The sequence below is a fragment of the Oerskovia jenensis genome, from assembly GCF_016907235.1.
Classification (GTDB): domain Bacteria; phylum Actinomycetota; class Actinomycetes; order Actinomycetales; family Cellulomonadaceae; genus Oerskovia; species Oerskovia jenensis.
The window spans coordinates 357,208-380,078 of sequence record NZ_JAFBBO010000001.1 but is presented as its reverse complement, the minus strand read 5'-3'; the positions used below and the strand labels follow the sequence as shown (position 1 = coordinate 380,078).

Annotated in this window: 25 protein-coding genes and 1 tRNA gene; 17 read left to right on the top strand and 9 right to left on the bottom strand. The window is 73.0% G+C overall.

The features are described 5' to 3' along the window. The first annotated feature begins 150 nt into the window (after positions 1-150). From JOD49_RS01760 to JOD49_RS01720, 9 genes are all read left to right on the top strand, one after another. Complete coding sequence (locus JOD49_RS01760) at positions 151-1,095, top strand: segregation and condensation protein A (protein WP_239525404.1); 945 nt, start codon at positions 151-153, stop codon at positions 1,093-1,095. 11 nt (positions 1,096-1,106) lie between these two features. Next, positions 1,107-1,862 carry an SMC-Scp complex subunit ScpB gene (gene scpB / locus JOD49_RS01755; RefSeq protein ID WP_205305716.1) on the top strand — a complete coding sequence of 252 codons (756 nt, stop codon included), beginning with the start codon at positions 1,107-1,109 and terminating at the stop codon, positions 1,860-1,862. Then, positions 1,859-2,821 (top strand): pseudouridine synthase, encoded by a 963-nt coding sequence (locus JOD49_RS01750; protein WP_205305715.1) that lies wholly within the window; start codon positions 1,859-1,861, stop codon positions 2,819-2,821. The genes scpB and JOD49_RS01750 overlap by 4 nt, the downstream gene beginning before the upstream one ends. An 87-nt stretch (positions 2,822-2,908) precedes the next feature. Then, a complete protein-coding gene (aroH, locus tag JOD49_RS01745; protein ID WP_205305714.1) occupies positions 2,909-3,271 on the top strand; it encodes a chorismate mutase in 363 nt (120 codons plus the stop codon). Beyond that, positions 3,268-4,059: a (d)CMP kinase gene (gene cmk / locus JOD49_RS01740; protein WP_307822310.1), complete on the top strand. Its 792-nt coding sequence runs from the start codon at positions 3,268-3,270 to the stop codon at positions 4,057-4,059. The genes aroH and cmk overlap by 4 nt, the downstream gene beginning before the upstream one ends. Beyond that, the gene (locus tag JOD49_RS01735) at positions 4,056-4,757 is read left to right on the top strand and encodes a lysophospholipid acyltransferase family protein (protein ID WP_205305713.1); all 702 of its coding nucleotides are present in this window, start codon (positions 4,056-4,058) and stop codon (positions 4,755-4,757) included. Before cmk ends, JOD49_RS01735 begins: the two co-directional genes overlap by 4 nt. Positions 4,758-4,830: 73 nt before the next feature. Further along, the gene (gene der / locus JOD49_RS01730; protein ID WP_205305712.1) at positions 4,831-6,417 is read left to right on the top strand and encodes a ribosome biogenesis GTPase Der; all 1,587 of its coding nucleotides are present in this window, start codon (positions 4,831-4,833) and stop codon (positions 6,415-6,417) included. Positions 6,418-6,751: 334 nt separating this feature from the next. Then, positions 6,752-6,825: transfer RNA gene (locus JOD49_RS01725), tRNA-Pro, on the top strand. A 256-nt stretch (positions 6,826-7,081) separates the two neighbouring features. Further along, positions 7,082-7,564, top strand: coding sequence for a hypothetical protein (locus JOD49_RS01720; protein WP_205305711.1), 483 nt, complete (start codon positions 7,082-7,084; stop codon positions 7,562-7,564). Between the two features lie 364 nt (positions 7,565-7,928). Here JOD49_RS01720 and JOD49_RS01715 read toward each other — a convergent pair whose 3' ends face one another. After that, positions 7,929-8,174, bottom strand: coding sequence for a hypothetical protein (locus JOD49_RS01715; RefSeq protein WP_138824501.1), 246 nt, complete (start codon positions 8,172-8,174; stop codon positions 7,929-7,931). Positions 8,175-9,008: 834 nt separating this feature from the next. Next, entirely contained in the window at positions 9,009-9,377 is a 369-nt protein-coding gene (locus tag JOD49_RS01710; RefSeq protein WP_205305710.1) for an ArsR/SmtB family transcription factor, read from the bottom strand. Positions 9,378-9,461: 84 nt separating this feature from the next. On the opposite strand from JOD49_RS01710, the gene JOD49_RS01705 reads away from it, so the two are divergent. Beyond that, entirely contained in the window at positions 9,462-10,886 is a 1,425-nt protein-coding gene (locus tag JOD49_RS01705) for an FAD-dependent oxidoreductase (protein WP_205305709.1), read from the top strand. Between the two features lie 222 nt (positions 10,887-11,108). On the opposite strand, the gene JOD49_RS01700 is transcribed toward JOD49_RS01705, so the two are convergent. The 4 genes from JOD49_RS01700 to JOD49_RS01685 all read right to left on the bottom strand — a co-directional run bounded on the left by JOD49_RS01700 (position 11,109) and on the right by JOD49_RS01685 (position 14,423). Further along, entirely contained in the window at positions 11,109-12,350 is a 1,242-nt protein-coding gene (locus JOD49_RS01700; protein WP_205305708.1) for a hypothetical protein, read from the bottom strand. A 147-nt stretch (positions 12,351-12,497) separates the two neighbouring features. Continuing rightward, positions 12,498-12,779, bottom strand: coding sequence for a DUF2510 domain-containing protein (locus JOD49_RS01695; protein WP_205305707.1), 282 nt, complete (start codon positions 12,777-12,779; stop codon positions 12,498-12,500). A gap of 34 nt (positions 12,780-12,813) precedes the next feature. Next, complete coding sequence (locus tag JOD49_RS01690) at positions 12,814-13,260, bottom strand: hypothetical protein (protein WP_205305706.1); 447 nt, start codon at positions 13,258-13,260, stop codon at positions 12,814-12,816. A gap of 212 nt (positions 13,261-13,472) precedes the next feature. Further along, positions 13,473-14,423 (bottom strand): alpha/beta fold hydrolase, encoded by a 951-nt coding sequence (locus tag JOD49_RS01685; RefSeq protein WP_205305705.1) that lies wholly within the window; start codon positions 14,421-14,423, stop codon positions 13,473-13,475. A gap of 190 nt (positions 14,424-14,613) precedes the next feature. Here JOD49_RS01685 and JOD49_RS01680 point away from each other — a divergent pair, with 190 nt between their 5' ends. Next, positions 14,614-15,771, top strand: a complete 1,158-nt coding sequence (locus tag JOD49_RS01680; RefSeq protein ID WP_307822309.1) for a sensor histidine kinase — start codon at positions 14,614-14,616, stop codon at positions 15,769-15,771. Beyond that, complete coding sequence (locus JOD49_RS01675) at positions 15,768-16,436, top strand: response regulator transcription factor (protein WP_205305703.1); 669 nt, start codon at positions 15,768-15,770, stop codon at positions 16,434-16,436. The genes JOD49_RS01680 and JOD49_RS01675 overlap by 4 nt, the downstream gene beginning before the upstream one ends. A 77-nt stretch (positions 16,437-16,513) precedes the next feature. Here the strand turns inward: JOD49_RS01675 and JOD49_RS20450 are convergent, their stop codons facing one another. After that, complete coding sequence (locus JOD49_RS20450; protein WP_205305702.1) at positions 16,514-17,809, bottom strand: isopeptide-forming domain-containing fimbrial protein; 1,296 nt, start codon at positions 17,807-17,809, stop codon at positions 16,514-16,516. Positions 17,810-17,952: 143 nt separating this feature from the next. On the opposite strand from JOD49_RS20450, the gene JOD49_RS01665 reads away from it, so the two are divergent. Together JOD49_RS01665 and JOD49_RS01660 are read left to right on the top strand one after the other, a co-directional pair. Then, positions 17,953-18,453 carry a MarR family winged helix-turn-helix transcriptional regulator gene (locus JOD49_RS01665; protein ID WP_205305701.1) on the top strand — a complete coding sequence of 167 codons (501 nt, stop codon included), beginning with the start codon at positions 17,953-17,955 and terminating at the stop codon, positions 18,451-18,453. A gap of 61 nt (positions 18,454-18,514) precedes the next feature. Next, complete coding sequence (locus JOD49_RS01660) at positions 18,515-19,150, top strand: NAD(P)-dependent oxidoreductase (protein WP_205305700.1); 636 nt, start codon at positions 18,515-18,517, stop codon at positions 19,148-19,150. On the opposite strand, the gene JOD49_RS01655 is transcribed toward JOD49_RS01660, so the two are convergent. Together JOD49_RS01655 and JOD49_RS01650 are read right to left on the bottom strand one after the other, a co-directional pair. After that, positions 19,147-19,758 (bottom strand): histidine phosphatase family protein, encoded by a 612-nt coding sequence (locus JOD49_RS01655; RefSeq protein ID WP_205305699.1) that lies wholly within the window; start codon positions 19,756-19,758, stop codon positions 19,147-19,149. The genes JOD49_RS01660 and JOD49_RS01655 overlap by 4 nt on opposite strands. Beyond that, positions 19,755-21,035: a PEP/pyruvate-binding domain-containing protein gene (locus JOD49_RS01650; protein ID WP_205305698.1), complete on the bottom strand. Its 1,281-nt coding sequence runs from the start codon at positions 21,033-21,035 to the stop codon at positions 19,755-19,757. The genes JOD49_RS01655 and JOD49_RS01650 overlap by 4 nt, the downstream gene beginning before the upstream one ends. Before the next feature lie 57 nt (positions 21,036-21,092). Between JOD49_RS01650 and JOD49_RS01645 the strand changes: the two genes are divergently transcribed. The 3 genes from JOD49_RS01645 to JOD49_RS01635 all read left to right on the top strand — a co-directional run bounded on the left by JOD49_RS01645 (position 21,093) and on the right by JOD49_RS01635 (position 22,860). Continuing rightward, a complete protein-coding gene (locus tag JOD49_RS01645; RefSeq protein ID WP_205305697.1) occupies positions 21,093-21,506 on the top strand; it encodes a DNA-binding protein in 414 nt (137 codons plus the stop codon). Next, positions 21,503-22,138, top strand: coding sequence for a transcriptional regulator (locus JOD49_RS01640; RefSeq protein ID WP_205305696.1), 636 nt, complete (start codon positions 21,503-21,505; stop codon positions 22,136-22,138). The genes JOD49_RS01645 and JOD49_RS01640 overlap by 4 nt, the downstream gene beginning before the upstream one ends. A 143-nt stretch (positions 22,139-22,281) precedes the next feature. Next, positions 22,282-22,860, top strand: coding sequence for a Dps family protein (locus tag JOD49_RS01635; protein WP_205305695.1), 579 nt, complete (start codon positions 22,282-22,284; stop codon positions 22,858-22,860). Positions 22,861-22,871: the final 11 nt, after the last annotated feature.

Genomic DNA, 22,871 nt, shown 5'->3' with positions numbered 1-22,871 from the left:
CCGGCGGCCGTCGCCGCCGCACCGCAGGACGAGCAGCCCTCCTCGCCGACCCACCTCCCGAGCGACGCCTCGGCCGACCGGCAGACCGACCGCTACGGGAACCCCGCGTTCGAGGTCCACCTCGAGAACTTCTCGGGTCCTTTCGACCTCCTGCTCTCGCTGATCGCCAAGCACAAGCTCGACATCACCGAGATCGCGCTCTCGCAGGTCACCGACGAGTTCATCGCGTACATCCGCGCGGCCGAACGCCTCGCGCGCGAGGCCGAGGACGCGGCGCGCGCTCAGGCCGTCGACGTCCAGCCCGACGGCGGAGCGCCCGCCGGTCGCGCACGTCGCCCCCGTCCGGGGCAGGGCGGGCACCCCGGCTGGGACCTGGGCACCGCGAGCGAGTTCCTGCTGGTCGCCGCGACGCTGCTCGACCTCAAGGCCGCCCGGCTGCTGCCCACGGGCGACGTCGAGAGCGCCGAGGACCTCGAGCTGCTCGAGGCCCGCGACCTCCTGTTCGCCCGGCTCCTGCAGTACCGCGCCTACAAGCAGGTGTCCGCGGTGATCGCGGACCGGCTCGCGACCGAGGGGCGCCGCTTCCCCCGCATCGTGCAGCTCGAGCCGCACCTCGCGGCCCTGCTGCCCGAGCTCGTGTGGAAGCTCGGCCCCGACCAGCTCGCGGCGCTCGCGGTCAAGGCCATGGAGCCCGCGCCGCCGCCGCCCGGGGTGTCCCTGACCCACCTGCACGCGCCCGCGGTGAGCGTGCGCGAGCAGGCGAGCATCGTCGTCGGGCTGCTGCGGCGCGAGGGGGTCGCCTCGTTCCGCGCGCTCGTCGCGGACGCCGGCGAGACGCTCGTCGTCGTCGCGCGCTTCCTCGCGCTGCTCGAGCTCTTCCGCGAGGGGCTCGTCGCGTTCGAGCAGGTCGAGGCCCTGGGCGAGCTCACGGTCCGCTGGACGGGTTCGGACGGCGTGGACGGCAGGGACGGCGCCGCGCTCGACGCCGTGGGCGGGGAGTTCGACGCCGACGACGACGCATCCCCCGGGCCGGACGACCTCCCGCCGGCGGAGGTCGTCGCGGACCCTCGAGCGGGCACCGGGGCGCACCCATGAACGAGGAGAACATGACGCACGACACCCAGGGCACGAGCTCCACGCCCGCCGCGCCGCCGGCCCCCGTCGGGGCGCTCCTCGAGGACGCCGGAGCGTTCAGCGCCGAGCACCTGCCGGGCGGGGCGCTCGCGGCCCTCGAGGCCGTCCTCATGGTCGCCGACGAGCCCATCCCTGCGGTCCAGCTCGCGACCGCGCTCGGGCTGCCGCAGCGCGAGGTCGAGGACCTGCTCGGCGAGCTGGCCGCGGAGTACCGCGGCGAGCTGGGCGGGCGGCCCCGCGGTTTCGAGCTGCGCCAGGCGGGTGGGGGGTGGCGCGTGTACTCGGCGCCCGTGTTCGCCGACGTCGTCGGGCGCTTCCTCCTGGAGGGTCAGAGCGCCCGGCTGACGCAGGCCGCTTTGGAGACCCTCGCTGTCGTCGCGTACCGTCAACCGGTCACGCGCGGCCAGATCTCGGCCGTGCGCGGCGTGAACGTGGACGGCGTCGTACGGACGCTCACGACCCGCGGGCTCGTCGCGGAGGTCGGCCAGGATCCCTCGACGGGTGCGGTCCTGTACGGAACCACGGGATACTTCTTGGAGCGCATGGGCTTCTCGTCGCTCGACGAGCTCCCCGCCCTCGCGCCGCACCTGCCGGACGTCGACAGCATCTTCGACGTCGCCGACAGCACACTCGGAGCGTCCGGGGGTGGGAGCGACCGCGCACAGCCGCGGTCGCCGGCCCTGCCCGACGGCGCTCGACCCAGCACGAACGACGAAGGAACATCATGAGCAGCGCACGCGAGGGTGGCCGTCCGGCCGCCCGAGGACAGCGGTCCGAGAACTCCTCGGGCACCGGTCGACCGGGCAGTGGTCACGCAGGCGGTGGCCGGCCGGCAGGTCAGCGCTCCTCGGCCCCCCGCTCCGGAGCGGGCCGCGGGTGGGCGGGCGACCCGCAGGCGGGCAAGAGCAAGCCGCCGCGTCGCCCGGCCGCTCCCAAGGGACCGCAGCGTGACGTGCACGTCGCCGACGGCGTGCGCCTCCAGAAGGTGCTCGCGACCGCGGGCCTGGGCTCGCGCCGCGCGTGCGAGGACCTGATCGCCGCGGGCCGCGTCGAGGTCGACGGCGTCGTGGTGCGCGAGCTCGGCGTCCGGGTGGACCCCGAGAAGGCCGTGATCCACGTCGACGGCATGCGCGTCCAGCTCGACCAGTCGCTCGTGACGATCGCCCTCAACAAGCCGCTCGGCGTCGTCTCCACGATGCACGACCCCGAGGGGCGCCCCGCGCTCACGCAGTTCGTCGCGACGCGCCCCGAGCGTCTCTTCCACGTCGGGCGCCTCGACGCCGACAGCGAGGGCCTGCTGCTCCTGACGAACGACGGCGAGCTCGCCAACCGGCTCTCGCACCCCAAGTACGAGGTCTCCAAGACCTACCTCGTCTCGGTCGAGGGCCGCGTCGCGGGCAACGTCGCGAACAAGCTGCTCCACGGCATCGAGCTCGAGGACGGCCCGGCCAAGGTCGACCGCTACCGCGTGGTCGACACGACCCCGCAGGCCAGCATGGTCGAGGTCGTGCTCCACGAGGGACGCCACCGCATCGTGCGCCGCATGTTCGAGGAGCTCGGCCACCCCGTGACCCGGCTCGTGCGCACGCGCATCGGGTCGATCCACCTGGGCAACCTGCGTCCCGGCGCGACCCGCGTCCTCGGACGCACCGAGCTCGGCACCCTCATGACCGAGGTCGGCCTCTAGCACGCCGCCCGCCCCGGGAGCCGCGACTTCACGCGCTCCCGGGGCGGCGCTACGCTCGACCCGACCCTCCCGTACGAAGGAGTACCCATGCCCGTCCGGGCCATCCGGGGCGCCACGCAGCTCGACGTCGACGAGCGCGAGCACCTCTTCGACCGCACGCGCGAGCTCGTCCAGGCAGTCCTCGACGCCAACGAGGCCGACACCGCGTCGCTCATCTCGATCTTCTTCACCTGCACCCCCGACCTCGTCGCCGACTTCCCGGCCGCCGCGGCCCGTGAGATGGGTCTCGGCGACGTGCCCCTCATGTGCGCCGTCGAGATCGGCGTGCCCGGCGCGCTGCCTCGCGTGGTGCGTCTCATGGCGCACGCCGAGCTCGACGTCCCGCGCGCCGACGTCCAGCACGTGTACCTGCACGGGGCGACGTCGCTGCGCAAGGACCTGGCCCAGTGAGCGGGGAGCCGCAGGCCGCCGCCGGCGCCCGCGGGCTGGTCGTCGCGATCGACGGTCCCTCGGGCTCGGGCAAGTCGAGCGTCTCGCGAGCCGTCGCGCGCCGCCTCGGCACGGCCTACCTGGACACGGGCGCGATGTACCGCGCCGCGACCTGGTGGTGCCTCGAGGAAGGGATCGACCTCGCCGACCAGGCCGCGGTCGCCGCGGCCGTCGACGTCATGCCGCTCGTCATGGGCATCGACCCGGCTGCGCCGTCGGTGCACGTCGGCGGGACCGACGTCGGCGAGGCGATCCGGACCACCGAGATCTCCACGGCCGTGAGCGCGGTCGCGACCAACCTCGCCGTGCGCGCCGAGCTGCGCCGCCTCCAGCGGGTCATCATCGCGGCAGAGTCGTCGGCGTCGTCGGCGTCGTCGGCCGAGGGCGGCGACACGTCGTTCTCCGGCGGGCGCGGCGTCGTCGCCGAGGGACGCGACATCACGACCGTCGTCGCCCCCGACGCCGACGTGCGCATCCTGCTCACCGCGAGCGAGGAGGCACGCCTGGCACGCCGTTCGCTCGAGGTGCACGGCGCGGCCGACGACGCCGCGGTCGAGGCCACCAAGGACCAGGTGCTGCGTCGCGACCGCGACGACTCGACCGTCTCGCAGTTCCACGTCGCGGCCGACGGCGTCGTGACGGTCGACTCGTCCGACCTCGACTTCGAGCAGACCGTCCAGGCCGTGCTCGACGTCGTCGACCGTGTCACGGCCACCGCCGCCGCAGGGGGCGAAGGAACCGCTCGGTGAGCACCCCGAACGTCCCCTCCCCGGCCGGACCCGCCTGGTCCCGCTGGGTGGGGCGCTTCCTCGCGCGCGTGATCTGGGACACCCGCGTGGTCGGGACCGAGCGCGTCCCCGTCACCGGGCCCGTCCTGCTGGCCGCCAACCACACGGGCCTCGTCGACGGCCCCCTCGTGCTGGGCGTCGCCCCCAGGCCGCTGCACGTCCTCGTCAAGGACGAGATGTTCGTCGGCCCGGTCGGGTGGATCCTGCGGGCGGCCGGGCAGATCCCCGTCGACCGGCGCGGCGGGCGCACGGCGCTCGTCACGGCGCTCGCGGTCCTGCGGCGCGGCGGGGGAGTCGGGGTCTTCCCCGAGGGGAACCGCGGACGCGGCGACGCCACGTCGGCGCGCGCAGGCGTGGCCTGGCTCGCGCTCAACGGTCCCGCCGTCGTGGTGCCCGTCGCCGTGCTGGGCACGCGCCGCACGGGCGACGGCCTCAACCGCATCCCGGGGTTCCGGCGCCGCCTCTACGTCGAGTTCGGCGCACCCCTGGCGATCGAGAGGTCCGACGGCGCACGCGGCAAGGCCGCCCTGGAGGCCGCGAACGAGCAGATCCGGGCAGCGCTCGCGACCCTCGTGACCGGTGCCGTGGGCCGCTCGGGCATCGCCCTGCCCGTCGACGGACCCGAGCGCCTCGTCGCCGGAGGACGTCCCGCCGAGTGACGTCGTGCACTCCGGGCGTGTCGCGCACGGTCCTCGTTCGGAGAACTGCCCGGTTGCTGGGAGAATGGTCACCATGACCACACCCGACCACGCACAGCCCGATGCCCAGGCATCCCTCGACGAGGTGTCGCAGACCCCCGGTGAGACGATCGACCAGGCGAGCGACGTCGTCGGGCAGCCCGAGGACACCACCGAACCACTGCTCGCCGCCGAAGGTGACGAGCAGGACGACGAGACCCGCGAGCGCGCCCTGCGCGCCGGCCTCGAGGAGTACGAGCTCGCCGACGAGGACATGGCGCTCCTGTCCGGCGAGTACGACGAGGACGGCAACCTCGAACCCGAGGCGCCGCTGCCGGTCCTTGCGATCGTCGGCCGCCCCAACGTGGGCAAGTCGACGCTCGTCAACCGCATCCTCGGACGCCGCGAGGCCGTGACCGAGGACAAGCCCGGCGTCACGCGCGACCGCGTCTCCTACCCGGCCGAGTGGGCCGGGCGCCAGTTCACGCTCGTCGACACGGGCGGCTGGGAGGTCGACGTCGCCGGCATCGAGGCGCGCGTCGCCGAGCAGGCCGAGGTCGCCATCGCGCTCTCCGACGCCGTCGTGTTCGTCGTCGACGCGACCGTGGGCCCCACGGCCACCGACGAGCGCGTCGTCAAGCTCCTCCGCAAGTCCGGCAAGCCCGTCGTGCTGTGCGCCAACAAGGTCGACGGCGCGCGCGGCGAGGCCGACGCGACCGAGCTCTGGAGCCTGGGCCTCGGCGAGCCGCACCCCGTCTCCGCCCTCCACGGGCGCGGCACGGGCGACCTGCTCGACGCCGCCATGAAGGCACTGCCGCTCGTGTCCGAGCACGCCGTCGTCCTGCCGTCCGGGCCGCGCCGCGTCGCGCTCGTCGGGCGCCCCAACGTCGGCAAGTCCTCGCTCCTGAACAAGGTCGCGGGCGCCGAGCGCGTCGTCGTCGACTCCGTCGCCGGCACCACGCGCGACCCCGTCGACGAGCTCGTGCTCCTCAAGGGCATCCCGTGGTGGTTCGTCGACACCGCCGGCATCCGCCGTCGCGTGCACCAGACCAAGGGCGCCGACTTCTACGCCTCGCTGCGCACCCAGGCCGCGATCGAGAAGGCCGAGGTCGCCGTCGTGCTCGTCGACGCGTCCGTCCCGCTCACCGAGCAGGACACGCGCGTCATCTCGCAGGTCGTCGACGCCGGGCGCGCCCTCGTCATCGCCTACAACAAGTGGGACCTCATGGACGAGGACCGTCGCCCCTTCCTGGAGCGCGAGATCGAGAAGGACCTCGTGCAGATCCAGTGGGCGCCGCGCGTCAACGTCTCGGCCCGCACCGGCTGGCACACCGACCGCCTCGTGCCCGCCCTCGAGCGCTCGCTCGAGTCCTGGGACAAGCGCATCCCCACCGGGCGCCTCAACGCGTTCCTGGGTGAGCTCGTCGCGGCCCACCCGCACCCGCTGCGCGGTGGCAAGCAGCCCCGCATCCTGTTCGCGACCCAGGCGTCCACGCGCCCGCCGCGCTTCGTGATCTTCGCGACCGGCTTCCTCGAGGCCGGCTACCGCCGCTTCATCGAGCGTCGCCTGCGCGAGACCTTCGGGTTCGAGGGCACGCCCATCGAGATCTCGGTGCGCGTGCGCGAGAAGCGCAAGCGCTGACGCACCTCCTGCCGGGGCCCGTGGGGCTCCAGCGGGGCGTGGGAGGCGTCGAGAGACCCACGGGAGGGCCGTGCGTGCCGGAAGGCGCGCGCGGCCCTCCTGGGCGTTTGTGGGGCGCGCTGGGGGAGTGCTGGGACCGGGTGGGGGCTGACGGCGTCCTGGTGGCGCGCTGGTGGCGCGCTGGGCATGGCCTCGACATGGCCTGTGACGCGGCCGAGGACTCCCCGGACGCGCGTGACCCGTGCCACTCACCAGCGGCGATGCACGGAGCACGCCCAAAGTGGGGTATTGTTTCTCTCGGCCCTGAAGGGCTGGTGAAGCCCTCCGGGGCTCACGGGCTGTGGCGCAGCTTGGTAGCGCACTTGACTGGGGGTCAAGGGGTCGCAGGTTCAAATCCTGTCAGCCCGACAGAAGCGAGAGGCTCGGAATCGTTCAGATTCCGGGCCTCTCGTCGTATCCGGAAGTGGTCGAGGTGCACACACACATCGTCGGGTGAAGGCGATCGCTCCGCGTGGGCGACGCGGGCCCGCAGCTCGTGAGCGAGCCCGGCCGAGGTTCTGGCTTGCGACCAGCGCGCGACGTCGAGGCAGTCCTCTGCGGCCCATGTCCCGTACGCCGGGCAGATCCACGGCGTGTGCCGACCTGGGGCGCAGGAGTACTCCATGTGCTTCTCGCGCGGGGGGAGCCTCGTCCGCAAACGGGCAGAACCGGGCGCACGACGGGCCAACGGTGGCCAGAGGAACGGCGGGTCGCGTACGCCGCGGTCCTGGCTGCTGCCGACCGGGACATCTCCGGGTTCGGCTATCTGCTCGTCGTTGCGCACCACGAGGATTGGGAGAATTTCGTTCTGCCGACCGAAGGCCCCGAAGCAGGGGAAGTGCCCGACGACACGCAGCACGACCTACAGACAGCGACGTCTGAACTGGAACTGATCGCTCCCAAGCCGATCCGTGAGCTCGCTGAAGAGTTCGAGTCTGGGATCCGTGAGTTCGATTGGATGCTCACTGTCGCGCGGATCACGAGCATCTCCCCGGAAGAGGGTGCGTACGTCTCAGAAGGCCAAGACGGGCTCAAGGAGATCCGCAGCAGGCTCGCTGACGCGATGCGGGCAGACGTCAACGGCATGAAGAACAGCCCCGCCCTCTGACGAGGAGGGGCATCCAATCGCGGGCAGGTTCTACGGCCAGATTCGAGTGGCCCGATGTGCCGGGCCACTAGCTCGCGCGAACCAACCTTCACCGAGGCGTACGCCGGGGCGCTCAGGCTTCACGTCGACCTCGTCACCGACGCACAGCGCCTCGATGCGATCCGCACGGTTCACCAGGAGAACCACGGTCGACGGGGTGGTGCCACAGGTTCGCGGGTATCGGCCCGCGAACCTGTGGCGTGCTGGCAACGGGCTGTCGCCCTCCACCTGCGCTCCGGTTGCCGGTGGAAAGGCGCGGTGCGGCCCGAAGTGGATGTCAGGAGGACAAGGCATCGAGCCTGCCCCGACGGTTCAGAAGGCTGGGCTAGCGGTACTGAATTGCGCCTTCCCAGCCTAGATGCGTCGAGCGACAGGGTGAGGTGCCGATGACGGTAATTTGCTTCAAGTGGAACTCGTACATCTTCCACTTCACCGCTTCATTGCACTGTGCCTGGGTAGGTTTCATAGTGACCCACTGCAACATACTTGCCTGGGCTGGCGCGGCGACGATGCCAGCACCGCCCAGTATTAGCGCGGTCGATAGCCCGATGCTCAGGAGTCTCTTGCCCATTTCTGCTCACCTCTTCGTAGTGGACTGCAGGTGCCCGAAATGTACTACACGCGACCGGGCTTCGCCGCTCAGTCTGGAACCTTGCTTGCTCTACCGACTGAGCGGTGTCGGCGCCAGAGAAGTTGGCGTGTCTCAGCACGCCCAGGTGGTCATCGCCTCAGTCATCTTCGGTGCCTGCGACATCCGCGCAGTTTCTGGCAGGCGGAGCGTGCGGAAGTGTTCCGGTGAGTACTCGTCCAGCAGGGCAACGTGCTGGACTTTGCGCCACGATCTCGTTCGGGCGGGCGCTTCCTGTGAGGGCGATGGGACGTGGTGCCCGGCTCGACAAGAATTCCCCCGTGATCGGGCACTGGTTGGTAGTGGCGAGCGTTCGCCGGGAAAGCCTCCACCCGCCCGTCGCGCCGGGTCGTCCGACGTCATGATCCGACGGGTCACCTGGGGCATGGCGGACGAACAGCGCGCGCCGTCGCGGCGACCGCCGCCTCCCGCGTACCCCAAGCCTCGTCGGTCCTCAGCGCCTGGGCCTCCTCATCCGCGGAAGTAGTCAAAGCCGGACGTGGCCACTCGATGCTCGCTGTCCACCATGACGGCGATGTTGTCCAGATCTGCCCAACGGGCAGCCCGGAACGCCTCCTGTACCTCGGATCGCAGGTCGAGCAGCCATGCGTAGTCGATGGTCGTCGGCCGTAGCGACTCGATCAACAACGGCGACACCCGCAGCCATGCCGGGATCGTTGCACTACGCGGAGGCCGTGGTTCGGGGCAGCGGTGTCCTCGGGGCGCTCAGAAGCCGGTGGTGACGCCAGGTTCGTGGGGTGGCGACGTCGGGCAGGCTCAGCGCGTCGTCTCGATCAAGGTGTCGGCGAGCGCGGTGAGGGCGCCCGGGACGAGCGAGTAGTAGGCCCAGCGGCCGCGCTGCTCGCGGGTGAGGAGGCCGGCGTCGACGAGGATCTTGAGGTGGTGGCTGACGGTCGGCTGGGAGAGGCCGACGGGCTCGGTGAGGTCGCACACGCAGGCCTCGCCGCCGTCGTGGGAGGCGACGATCGAGAGCAGCTGGACCCGGGTGGGGTCGGCCAGCGCCTTGAAGGAGCGCGCGAGGTCGCGCGCGGTCCGGGGGTCGGCGGCCTGGCGGACCAGCGGCGCGCAGCAGGTGGCGCCAGCCGTGCCGGCTGGTGCGAGGGGCAAGTCCGTCGTCGTGGTCATGGACTCCATCTTGCCACGTATCGAAGTTTATGGATACGTTGTCAGCATGCGAGTCATTGATGGTTGTCGATGCGAGGAGTGGTGATGAGCGAGGTCGTGCGTGCGGATCTTCCGGTCGTGGTGATCGGTGGGGGACCGGTGGGGCTGGCCGCGGCTGCCCATCTGCTGGAGCGGGGCCTGGAGCCGGTCGTGCTCGAGGCGGGCGACGGGCCGGGCGCGGCGGTTTCCTCCTGGGGTCACGTGCGCTTGTTCTCGCCGTGGCGCTACGACGTCGACGACGCCGCACGACGCCTGCTCGAGCCCACCGGATGGAGGGCCCCTGATCTGGACCGGCTGCCCACGGGCGGCGAGCTCGTGGACCAGTACCTGGTGCCGCTGGCCGCGACCGAGCAGATCGCGTCGCGGTTGCGGACCAGGACACGGGTGCTGGCCGTGGCTCGCGACGGTGCGGACAGGACCAGGTCCCTGGGCCGGGAGCGGCGCGCGTACCGGGTGCGGACCGTGGGGGCGGACGGGCGGGTCGAGGACGTCCTGGCCCGCGCGGTGATCGACGCGTCCGGGACGTTCACCACGTCCAACCCGCTGGGGACCAGCGGTCTTCCAGCCGTCGGCGAGGCGCAGGCGGAGGCCTTCGTCACGGGCCCGTTGCCCGACGTCCTGGGAACGGCCCGTGAGCGGTTCGCAGGCAAGCACACGCTCGTCGTCGGGATGGGGCACTCGGCCGCGAACACGTTGCTGTCCCTGGTCGAGCTCGCGGAGTCCGCGCCGGGCACCACGGTGACCTGGGCGATCCGCGGTGGGTCGGCGCGGCGCCTGTTCGGCGGCGGGGCCGACGACGAGCTGCCCGCGCGCGGGCTCCTGGGCACCCGCCTGCAGGCCGCGGTGGAGGCCAGCCGGTTGACGTTGGTGAGGTGGGTCTCGATCGAGCAGCTCGTCCCCGCCCAGGACACCGTGCGGGTCCTGGGCCGTTCGCGCGACGACGCGCTGGACCTGAAGGTCCACGCGATCGTGAACGCGACCGGGTTCCGCCCGGACCTGGACATGCTGCGCGAGGTGCGCCTGGACCTGGACCCGGTGGTCGAGTCCCCGCGCCGCCTGGCCGAGCTCATCGACCCGAACTTCCACTCGTGCGGCACGGTGCCCCCGCACGGGGAGACGCTGCTCCAGCACCCCGACGACGGGTTCTACCTCGCCGGGATGAAGTCCTACGGGCGGGCCCCGACGTTCCTGCTCGCCACCGGGTACGAGCAGGTCCGCTCGATCGCCGCCGCCCTCGCGGGCGACCGGGCCGCGGCGGACCTGGTCCAGCTGAACCTGCCCGCCACCGGTGTGTGCTCGACCGACCTGGCGCTGGAGGCCGAGGACGAGGACGGCGGCTCGTGCTGCGGGACAGCACCCGCCGAGCCCCAGCTGGTCACCCTCGGGATCGGGGCACCGCCCGGGTTCGCGACCGGCGTGGTGCACGGTCGCTCCGGGGACGAGCCGACGCCGTCGAGCACCTGCGGGTGAGCCTGCACCTGCGCGCAGCGAGCCCCGCCGACGCGGCGGGGCTCGCCCGCGTCGACGACCCTTACGTCACTACCTCCACCGTGACGTTCGAGCCGACCGCGCGCGGGCCGGACGCGTGGACGCAGAAGATCGAGACCCTGGATGCGTCGTGGCGAGCGAGCCTCCGCCACGGAAGGCGCACGAACGCCGCCGCACCCTGCGCGGCGGCGTTCGTGGCCTCGGTCAGGACTGGGTCTGCCCGCGGCGTCGGGCGAGGATCAGGCCGGTGCCGACCAGGGCGAGCAGCCCCGCGCCCACGACGAGCTCGGGCGTCCGCGTCCCGGTGGAGGCGAGCGCCCCTTCCGAAGGCTCGGTGGTCAAGGCTCCAGCATCGTCCGTGAGTGCCACGGTGGTCCCTCCGCTCGGCTCCACGGGCGCGGTGAGGGCCACGGGGGTCGTCAGGTCTGTGGGCTCCGGGGCCACGGACGTGGTGGTCGGGGCGGTGGGGTCCGTCGGGGTGGTCGGCCCGACAGGAGTCGTCGGGCCCGTCGGGACGACGGCGAGCTGGTCGTCCGCCGGGTCCGTCGGGTTGGTGCGGTCCTGGAGGACCTCGGTTCCGTCGTCGACTCCGCCGTCGTCCGTGTCCGTGTCGTTCGGGTCGGAGGGCGCGCTGTTGGTGCCGACGATCTCGACGTAGTCGCTGAGACGATCCCCGTCGGTGTCCCACTTCGTGGGGTCGGTGACGTAGCCCTCGAAGCCGCCGACCTCGTCCCCGTCCGCGATGTAGTCGTAGTCCGTGTCCCAGTTGAGCGGGTCGGTGCCGTACGCCGCCTCCTGGACGTCCGTGAGGCCGTCGTCGTCCGAGTCGACCGGGGTCGGTGAGACGACCGTGAGGGGTGCCGACGTGACGTACTCCGCCGTACCGTCGGCGTAGGTCCCGGTGACCGTGACGGAGATCGCATGGCCGGCATCGTCGGGGAGCGGGGTGTACTGCTGTCCGGTCGCCCCGGTGATCGCCGTGCCGTCCTTCGCCCACGCGTACTCGAAGGTCACGTTCGGCCACCACTCGTCCTCGTCCACGTGTGCGACGAGGGGCTCGCCGACACGGCCGGAGCCGCTCACCGACACGCTCTCGGCACCGGGCGCGGGTGGGGCGGCCATGACGTCGGCCACCTGGCTCTCGGGTGCCGGGGCGGGGGCAGCCTGCTGCTCGACGGGTGTCTCGGGGACGCTCGTCTGCTCGGCGAGCTCCTGCGGAGCCGCTCCCGGAGCGGTCGAGGGTTCGGCGACGGCCTCCGCGGCGGCCTGCTCGCCGGGACCCGACGCGGTCGTGTCCTCGCTGCTCTGCGCGAGTTCGAGAGTCGTGGTCGTCGCCTCCTCGCCCGGTGCGGGGGCCTCCGCGGCAGCGGCGATTCCGGTGCCACCGGCCAAGAGTGTCGCGGTGACGGTCGCGGTGATGATCGAGCGGTGGAGCCTCATCGTCATGTTCCAATCGATGGGGGAACGCCGTGCGCGTCCCCGATGACTCCACGTTCCCGCCGACCGCAGTGTCGGATCATCGTCCGATCGGATCCGCCCGCATCGTCTGATGGTCGTGCGTCACGGCGGATGCCTCAGGCATCGCCCCGAGCCCTAGGTGCAGTAGTGCGGGGCCTCGCCGCACACGACCCCTTGGACGACGTCGGCGAAGCCCGCGACCAGGACGACGACGGCGACGACCACGAGCACCATCGCCACCAGGAGCACGAGTGCGCCGACGACGATGAGTGCGATGGTGCCCCCGCTCATCGTCCGCGGCCGCGCGGGGCGCGCGACCGCGGCCTGCTGCGAGTGCTCGGTCCAACGGTTCCCGTCGAACCAGCGCACCCGCCGATGGTCCTGAGGGTCGGGATACCAACCCGGCTGGTACGTCATGCGTCTCCTCCTCGCCTCCACGTCAGGGACGTGCTCACGATCGTTCGCCGGTCGCGACGACGTCGTCGCGCCGCCGTCGGGCTCGACGCCGGTCCATGATCGCCGAGAGCGTGACGGCGACGGCGACGACGAGGGTCCACAGGGCGAGCATCTGGGCCTCGCCGACCGAGTCCGGCGCCTTGCCCGAGCCTGGGGAGACCAGGACCGCCGGAACCACGAGACCGAACACGACGACGCAGGCGAAGAACGCCACGATGCACGCCCGCCCGAGGAACTCCGCCACCCGGTACAGGCGCTCCCGGTGCGGCGAGGACAGCGTCAGGGCGACCGATCCGGTCGTCCCGACGAGGCAGAGTCCGAGGAGGAAGAGCACCGCGAAGTTGCCCGCCAGGATCTCGTCCCCGCCCCGCCAGACGACGAGCGCGCCCAGGCCCACGCAGACCGCGGCCATCAGCAGCCCCGCCCGGCGCGTCTGCGCCACGGGGGCGAGCGGCCGTCGACCGACCGTGCGTCCTCGTCTCGTTCCACGCCGGGGCGATCGTCCGTTCACCCGCACACGGTACCGCCCGCACCGAGAGCGTCCCGCTCCGCGCGCATTCCGCTCCGCGAGCATCCCGCGCCGTCGCGCCGTCGCCCAGCAGACCGGCAGCCCAGCAGACCGGCAGCCCCGCCGCCCAGCAGCCGGCCCAGCCCTCAGCCCGCCGTCAGCTCGCGACCCGCCTCCCACTCCCGGAACCCGGCCGCGATCTCCGGCGCGTGGGTGTGGTGGAGGTAGTGGTCGCCGGGCACGGGCACCACGGTGCCGTCCTCGACGCTCGCAGCCTGCTCCTCGTGCAGCGTCAGCCAGTCCGGGTTGGTCGCGTTGTCGGCCTCGACGAACAGCAGCAGCGGCAGGTCCGCCGGGAACGTCGTGCCGAGCGCGCGCTCGAAGTTCGCGGCGATGTGCGACATCTCGTCGAGGTACGTGGGTCGCAGCGAGTTCCGGTGGGCGAGCATCGTCATCTGCTCGCGCGCGTGGTCGGAGTACACGGATCCGTCGAGCCCGTCGCCGCCGACCGCGGTGAGGACGCGGGCCAGGCCGAGGTTCTTGGCCGCGGCCAGGAGGCCCGTGGGGAACTCCGTGTCCATGTTCGGCTGGCCGGGGACGCTCGTGTCGATCCCGACGAACGCCGTCACCTCGTCGGGGTAGCGCGCGGCGTACTCGATGCCGTAGATCCCGGCGATCGAGTGCCCCATGAGGACGTAGCGGTCGACGTCGAGTGCCTGGAGCGCCTCGTGGACCTCGGCCACGACGTTCTCCGTGGTCCGTTCGACGTCGGTGCCGTCGCTCAGGCCGTAGCCGAACGGTTCGACGACGAGGACCCGGTGATCCTGGGCGAGGTCCGTGACGAGGGGCTCGAAGTCGAGGACGGGCGACGCGGTCCCGAACCCCGGCAGCAGGACGACGTCCACGGGCCCGCTCCCGGTGACCAGGACGTTCATCTGCCGTCCGTCGACCGTCACGGTCTGGCCGTAGGACTCGATCCGGTCGCTCTCCTGGCTGGTCGCGACCGCGTTCACGACGCTCGTCGTGCCCAGGCCGAGCACCAGCACGACCCCGACGGCCGCCACGGCCACGAGGGCTCTCTTCGCAGGCTTCTTCACGCGTTCCTCTCCACGGAGCACCCGGTGCGCTCCGCCGTCGGTCCAGCATCCTGGCCCGGCCGACCGCGCGCGTCAGCCCTGCGCGGACACCTGCGTACCGCGATCGCGGTACGCGCACGTCACCTTCCGGGGCGATCCGCCGCCGCGGGCGGGCCGGGATACTGGGGGAGTGACGTCCCCCCGTGCTGCCGTGGCAGCGGTTCCCCTCAGCGACGTCGTCGCGATCGCCGTCGTCGTCCTGTTCGGCGTCCTGCCGTTCCCCGACGAGCTGTTCCGGACACGGGGGCTGCTCGTCGTCGTCGCGCTCCTGCCCGTCGTGGTGATCCCGTGGCGGCGTCGCCGACCGCTCGTGGCCCTCGGGGTGAGCCTCGCGTGCGCGGTCGTCGTGGCGTTCGCGGGCACGCTCTCCCCGAGCGCCCTCGTCGCGGTCGTGATCACCGCGTTCGCGGTCACCGACCGGACGCGCCGCACGGTCGGGACGGCGTGCGTGGGCGCCGCGGCCCTCGTCGTCTTCCTCGTGGCCGCCGTCCCGCTCGACGGCGAGCTCTTCGACTCGCGGGCGATGCAGTTCGTGACGTTCGTCGTCCTGGCCGGAGCCCTGGGCGACGCGACCAGGTCGCGACGCGAGGCGCTCGCGGCCGTCACGGAGCGCGCCGAACGCGCGGAGCAGGACCGCGACGAGGAGGCCCGACGGCGCGTGGCCGAGGAGCGGGTGCGCATCGCCCGCGACCTGCACGACGTCGTCGCGCACCAGATCTCGGTGATCAGCCTCAGCGCGGGCGTGGCGTCGTCGTCGCTCGCGACCCGGCCCGACCGTGCGCGCGAGGCGCTCACGACCATCCGCAGCGCCTCGCGCACGGTCCTCGCGGACATCGGCGGGCTCATGGCCCTCCTGCGCGCGGAGGGGGACGGCGAACGGCAGGACCTCCACCCGCAGGCAGGGCTCGACCAGCTCGACGCCCTGGTCGCACGGTTCGCCGACGTGGGCCTGCACGTCGACCTGCGGTGTGACCCGGGCGCCGTCGCCGTCTCGCCGGCGAGCGACCACGTCGCCTACCTCGCCCTGCAGGAGGGGCTCACGAACGCCCACAAGCACGGCGCGGGCGACCGGGCCGTCGTGGAGGTCCGTCACCGCGAGGGCGTGCTGGCCCTGACCGTCACGAGCCCCCTGCGCGCGGGGGACGCGGAGGCGCCCGCCAGCGGGCACGGGCTGCGCGGGCTGCGGGAGCGGGTCGCGTCAGTGCGGGGACGGGTCGAGACCTCGCGCGCGGACGGCGAGTTCCGGCTCGCCATCGAGCTGCCCGCCGAGCGCACCGCGGCCATCGCAGCGAGCGGGTCGCGGCGATGATCACCGTGCTCGTCGTCGACGACCAGCCGCTGGTGCGCCAGGCCGTGCGGGACATCCTCACCGACAGCGGCGGGATCCAGGTCGTCGGCGAGGCGTCGAACGGGCGCGAGGCGGTGCGCGAGGCCGCGGTGTCGGCCCCCGACGTCGTCCTGATGGACATCCGGATGCCCGAGCTCGACGGGATCGCGGCCACCGAGCAGATCTGCGCAGGCCCCACGGGGAGCACGACGCGGGTGCTCGTCCTGACGACCTTCGAGGAGGACGAGTACGTCGTCGCAGCCCTGCGGGCGGGGGCGAGCGGGTTCATCGGGAAGGGCGCCGAGCCCGAGGACATCGTGCGCGCGGTGCACACGATCCACCTGGGGGAGGCGCTGCTGTCGTCGGCCGCGACGCAGGCGCTCGTCCAGCGCTTCGTGCACCGGCAGACGCCGCGAGCGCACGCGTGGGAGGGCGAGGGGCTCGTCCGCCTCACCGAGCGCGAACGCGAGGTGTTCCTGCTCGTCGCCCGCGGGCTGACGAACCAGGAGATCGCGACAGAGCTCGTGATCTCGACCCACACCGCCAAGACGCACGTCAACCGCATCATGGCGAAGGTCCACGCGCGCGACCGCGCGCACCTGGTGATCCTCGCCTACGAGTCGGGGCTCGTCACCGCGAGGTCCTGAGGCCCGACGGCGTCGCGGGGGTCGAGCGCCCACGCCCGGCTCGCGTGGTGCTCGCCGTCGCGAAGGACGCCGCGACGCTACGGCGAGCGCTCCGCCCGGCGGCGCACGGCCAGCCCGAGCCCGAGCAGCACCGCCGCCAACCCGGCGAGTACCCAGGGGATGCCCGTCCCAGACGCCGCGAGCGCCGTCGGACCGCCAGACGCACCTGCGTCCGGGGCGACCGTCGGCGCGGACGTCGGCGCGAGCGGGGTGCTCGGCGCAGGCACCGGCTCCGCCGGGGTCGGGGCAGGACCGGTCGGCGTGGGGGTGGGAGTGGGCGCGGGCAGGACCACGATCGTGGCGTCGTCGCTCACGGCGACGCGTGCCGCGCCGAGCCGCGGCTCGAGGTAGTCGACCGTGACGACGTTGGTGACGCTCGACTCGGCCGCGGCGGGCAGCACGCGGGCGCGGAAGGTGAACCGGGCGGACCCGCCGGCGGGGATGGTGGTGGGGCCGCCCGTGGCGAGGTCGACGTTCAGCAGCCCCCCTGTGACGGTGAAGCCGTCGCCGTCGTCCGCGTCGGTGCGCGGGCCCGGTCGCGGGCCGTCGAGCAGCTCGATGCTGTCGGGCTCGTAGGCGAGCGCTGCCGGGATCGTGTCGCTCACCTGGGGGCCGGCGATCGCGGCGCCGCCCGGGTTGGCGATCTCGACCGTGTACTGGACGAGGTCCCCGACCTGCACCTGGTCGACGGGGTTGCCGTTCAGGTCGCTCGCCGTCTTGGCGACCGTGAGGCACCCGGCGGTGCCGAACTGGATCCCGTCGAGGAAGTTGCCCGTGGACGTGTCACCGTTGCCGGTCGAGACGGCCTCGAACCCGAACGTGGTGCGCGTCTGCCCCGGGGGGATGACGTAGGAGCCGACGTACAGCCCCCAGGCGTCGCGGCCGTCGGTCATCTCGACGACGTGGTTCGGTGCGCCGCCCGCGGGGCCGAAGGCCACGTTGCCGACGTCGGTGCCCGCCCTGCCGCGGTGGTGGACGACGTAGGTCATCTCGGTCCCCGGCACGGTGTCGAGGGTCTGGACGAGGGTCGAGGGGAAGTTCGCGTTCATCTCGGCGAACTGCACACCGCTGGCCGCCGGGACGTCGTTGTACCCGGAGGGCCAGATCTCGATGTCGTTGTCCGGCGCGGTCGTGAGCCAGCCGGGCACGTTCGAGGCGTCGGTCGTCGTCGGGAAGTCCGTGCGGACGACCGGCTCCTCGAAGTCCCCGTTGGCGATCTCGACGTACGACCCGGGGCACTCGGTCGCGGCTGCGGCGGCCGGGGTGGGGACGGCGAGCGCCGTCGCGGGGCACAGCGCGATCAGACCCACGACCCACCAGCTGCCTCGTCGCACGGGATCTCCCTCCGTCGGGCCCCTCGACGCCCCTCGACCATCGTGTCAGGTGGGGCAGGTGACGGCAGGTCGACCTCCTCGGCGCACGTCCCTGTGCTACGAGGAGCATATGTTACGGTGCTCGTACTAGTTGAGGAGGAGCGATGCACGCGTCACGAGGGACGGAGTCGTCCGAGCGTCTCCTGCGGCGGCTGCGCGAGGTCGGCACGGAGATCGCGCTCTTCAACCGGCGCGTCGCGGCGTCGATGGGGATCCGTGAGGCCGACCTCGTGGTGCTCGACGTCGTCCACCGGACGGGGCCCGCGTCGCCCAGCCAGCTCTCGGCGTGCACGGGCATCCATGCAGCGACGATGACCGGCATCCTGACCCGGCTCGAGGACGACGGCTGGATCGAGCGCCTGCCGGCCCCGGGCGACCGGCGGGGAGCGCGGATCCGCTCGCGGGACCCCGAACGGCTGGAAGCGGCCTACGCCGAGGTCAACCGCAGCCTCCTCGACGCGTTCTCCGACCTCGACGACCGGCGCGCGGACGAGCTGAGTGACGTCCTCGCGACCGTCGCCGCCCAGCTCCGAGACGTCGCCCGTGACCGGCCGCCCGTGACCGGACCGCCGCCGCGCAGCAGGGATCAAGCACCACAGGGATAGACGTCGGACCAGGGCTGCGGGATGCGGCTCCGGCGGCATCGTGACACGAGCAGGGGGCAGCATGAAGATCCTGGTTCCAGGGGCGACGGGTCTGGTCGGCGGGCACGTGGTCGAGCAGGCGCTCGCCAGAGGGCACGACGTCGTCGCGGTCGCGCGGGACGCGGCGCGGCTCGACGTCGACCATCCGCGCCTGCGGAAGCGCTCGGTCGACATCCTCGACGAGGCCGCGGTCGAACCCCTGCTGGCGGGGGTCGACGCCGTCGTGAGCACGGTGGGCATCGGCACGGCGAGGACTCCGACGACGCTGTACTCGGCGGGGACGCGCCATCTCGTCCAGGGCATGGCACGGCACGGTGTCGAGCGGATCGTGGTCATCTCCTCGGAGGTCGCCGAGCACTGGGCGCACCAGGGGCCGCTCAAGCTCTGGATCGTGCTCCCGCTCCTGCAGAGGGTGCTCGGCGCCACCTACGACGACATGCGGCGCATGGACGTCGTGCTCTGGGAGAGCCGGGCGCAGTGGACCGGTGTCCGGGCACCACGGATCCGGCGGGCGAAGGGGTCGGGCCGCTACCGGATCGGCGACGGCGCGCCGCTGCGGCGCGGATGGTCCATCGCTGCGGCCGACCTCGCGACCGCGCTCCTGGACGTCGCAGAACGCGACGACCTGGGGCGTCGGTACGTCCACGTCGCGAGCTAGGGCCGTGCCGCGCCTCCCGGGAACCCCGTCCAGCGCAGCTCGTCCGGCAGGTGGCTCAGGTCGTTGAACATCACGAGCGTCGGCGGCAGTCCGGGGCGGAGCTCGATCACCGTCAGCGCCGTGCTCGCGCTGTTCAGGCCGAGCCACCGCTCGGGCGGCGCGCCGAGCGCGTGGCGCACCAGCCAGGCGATCGGGTAGTCGTGCGTGACCAGGACCTCGTGGACGTCGTCGGTGCCCGCACCCGGGTCCGGCGGTGTCGCGAAGCGCGCGACCAGCGTGTCGGCGGTCCGGCGGCCCGCGGCCGCCTCGGCCTCGTCCCAGCCGTCGAAGAATCCTGCCCAGGACGCCGGGGTCTCGGAGCGCGCGGGCACGTACGGCACGTGGTCGACGAGCTCGGCCGCCTCGGCGACCCTCGCACCCCTCAGGTGCCGCGCGACGACGGCGGCGCTCGCGGCCGCCCGAGGGAGCGGCGAGTGCCAGACGGCGCTCACGGGCACTCGCGCGAGACGCTCGCCCAGGAGGTCCGACTGTCGGCGCCCCACGTCGGTCAGATCGCCGAAGGCGTCCGCCGCGCCGTGCCGAGCGAGGTAGAGGTGCCGGGCGCTCACCGGGAGCCTCCTGGTCTCGACCGGAGGTCGCCCTGGGGCGGTGCGGACTCGGTGGGTGGGGCCTCGACGGTCACGGTCCCGGCCTCGCCGTCGACGGTCACCAGGCTGCCCTCGGCGATCAGCCGGGTGGCCCCCGTGACTCCCAGGACGGCAGGGATGCGGCGCTCGCGGGCCACGATCGCCGCGTGGGACAACGCGCCTCCCGTCTCCGTGACGACTCCCGCGGCGATGCGCAGCAGGGGAGTCCAGGCGGGGTCGGTGAAGGGGCAGACCAGGACGTCGCCGGGGCTCACGTGCGAGAAGTCGGCCGGTCCGCGGACGATCCGGGCCGGTCCCGTCGCGACGCCGGAGCTGCCCGCGGCCCCGCGGAGCAGGCTCCCGTTGCCGAGCCGTGGTGCGTCTCCCGTGACGTCCGTCGAAGGGGCCGGGAGCGGCGCCGTGATCGGGCGGGCCTGCACGATCCAGAGCATGCCGTCCGCGAGCGCCCACTCGACGTCCTGCGGCCCGCCGAGGAGGTCCGCCGCACGCCACCCCAGCCGGGCGAGGCGCAGGACGGTCGCGTCGTCGAGCGTGGGCCGTCGCCGGTCGCCCGGGGGCACGTCGTGCGTGACCAGACGGGTGCCGTCCCGGTCGAGCCGGGTCTGCTTGTCGGCGACGACGCGCGAGGCCACGCGAACGGCCCTGCGGCCGAGGATCCCGTGCGCCACGACGCCGTAGGTGTCGGGTGTGACCGCGCCGCCCACGACCGAGGGTCCGAGCCCCCAGGATGCCTCGATCACGGTCGTGTCGCCCGGGTCGTCGGGCGCGAACATGACCCCGGAGACCTCGGCGTCGACGAGGCGTTGCACGAGCACGGCCATGGCGGGCTCGCCCGAGGCTGCCCCGTCGCCGTCGCCGTCGCCGCCACCTGCGTCGAGGCCCGCCCGGTAGTCGACCGCCCGGGGCGAGTGCAGCGAGGCCCAGCAGACGAGCACGGCGTGCGCGACGTCGTCGGGCGTCTGGACCGCGAGGACGCTCTCGTGCTGGCCGGCCGCCGAGGCCTGGGCCGTGTCCTCGCCCGCGGCCGAGGATCGGACCGCGACGGGCGGCGAGCCGAGGGCGCGCAGGGCGGGGGCGAGCGCGTCGCGCAGCACGTCGTGGGGGACCGCCGCCCGGTGGGCGTCGAACGGCACCACGACGCCGTCGGGGACGGGCAACCCGGCGTGCAGCAGCGCGCCGAGCGCCGTGGCCTTGCCGCCGCACGTGTCCCGCACGGCGTCCTCCAGAGGTACGAGCACGCGAACCGCCTTCAACAGATCGTTGACAACATTTCGTTGATTGTGCAGGATCGTCGCATGCCACGCAACGACGACATCGCGCAGACCGCACGGGCCGCGCCGTCGGTACGCGCCGACCACGACCAGGCCCGGCGCGAGGAGGGCGCGCGCGCCCGTCTGCTCGCCCAGGGCGCGGACGCGCTCGCACCCCGGCCGTGGCAGCCCGCGTCCGTGCCGCCGTCGGCCGTGGACCTCGCGCGCTTCGCGCTCTGGCGGTCCACCGACCTGCCGCCCGAGCACCTCCTCGACGCCCTCGCGCTGCTGCCCGCCGCGCGCGCCGAGGTCGACGGCCTGGAGAGCGGCCTGCTGTTCATGGCGCGCGGTGCGGGCCTGACCTGGGCCCAGATCGCCGACGCGATGGGTTTCAACTCCCCGCAGGCGTGCCAGCAGCACTTCCACCGTCTCTCGGCGCGGCAGGAGAGCCGCGCATGACCCAGGACTCCCCGGCCGACCTGCTCGTCCTGCACGCGGTCCGCGTCTGCGGGTTCGCCGACACCGCGACCCTCGCCCGCCGCTTCGACCTCGGCCCGGCCGAGACCGACGAGCTGCTCGGCGACTTCGAGGCGTACGGGTGGGTGCAGCGGTCCGCGTTCGCGGACCTGAGCGGCTGGTCGCTGACCGGGGCGGGACGGAGCGAGGACGAGCGCCGGCTCGCCGCGGAGCTCGCCGCCACGGGCCGGGCCGACGACGTCCGCGACGCGCATCAGGAGTTCCTGCCGCTCAACGCGCGCCTTCGCCAGGCGTGCACCGACTGGCAGCTGCGACCTGCGCCGGGAGCGCGACTGGCCACCAACGACCACGCCGACGCCGCCTGGGACGCCGCGGTCCTCGACGAGCTCTCCGCGATCGACGACGCCCTGGCCCCGCTCGCGCACCTGCTCGGCGACGTCCTGGCCCGGCTCGGCGGGTACGACGACCGCTTCTCCACAGCCGTGCGCCGGGCCCGCGCGGGGGAGGGCGGCTGGGTCGACGGCACCGACGTCGACTCGTGCCACCGCGTGTGGTTCGAGCTGCACGAGGACCTCGTCGCGACGCTCGGGATCGACCGCAGGTCCGAGCACTGAGCGTCGGGACGTCCCACGCGGCCACGGGCGTCGAGGGGTGAGCGTGACGGCGATCACGACGCCTCGACCTGCGAGCGCACGGCACCCGGGCCACGATGGAAGCAGCGCAAGGCGCTGATGGACCGAGCACCGAGGAGGAATTCATGGCTGTCCGCAAGGAGCTGCCCGAGTACACCGTCCCGTCGCTGACCCTGAAGGACGGGGGGAAGGTCGCCGAGATCCTGCAGAAGCGTCTGCACGCGCTCAACGACCTGGCGCTCACCCTCAAGCACATCCACTGGAACGTCGTGGGGCCGCACTTCATCGCGGTCCACGAGATGATCGACCCCCAGGTCGACGCCGTCCGGGCCATGGTGGACAGCACGGCCGAACGCATCGCGACCCTCGGCGTCCCGCCGCGCGGCACGCCGGGCGCGATCGTCGCCGAGCGCAGCTGGGAGGACTACAGCCTGGGCCGCGCGTCGACCATCGCCCACCTGGGCGCGCTCGACGAGGTCTACCAGGGCGTGATCTCCAACCACCGCAAGGCGGCCGCCGACACCGAAGAGCTCGACACCGTGACCAACGACCTGCTGGTCGGTCACCTGGGCGAGCTCGAGCTCTTCCACTGGTTCGTCCGGGCACACCTCGAGTCCTCCGGTGGTGAGCTCTCGACGTCCGGGGCCACGACCGAGACCGGCGCGGCCCGCAAGGCGGAGTCCGCGGCCAAGAAGGAAGCCTGACCGTCTGACCG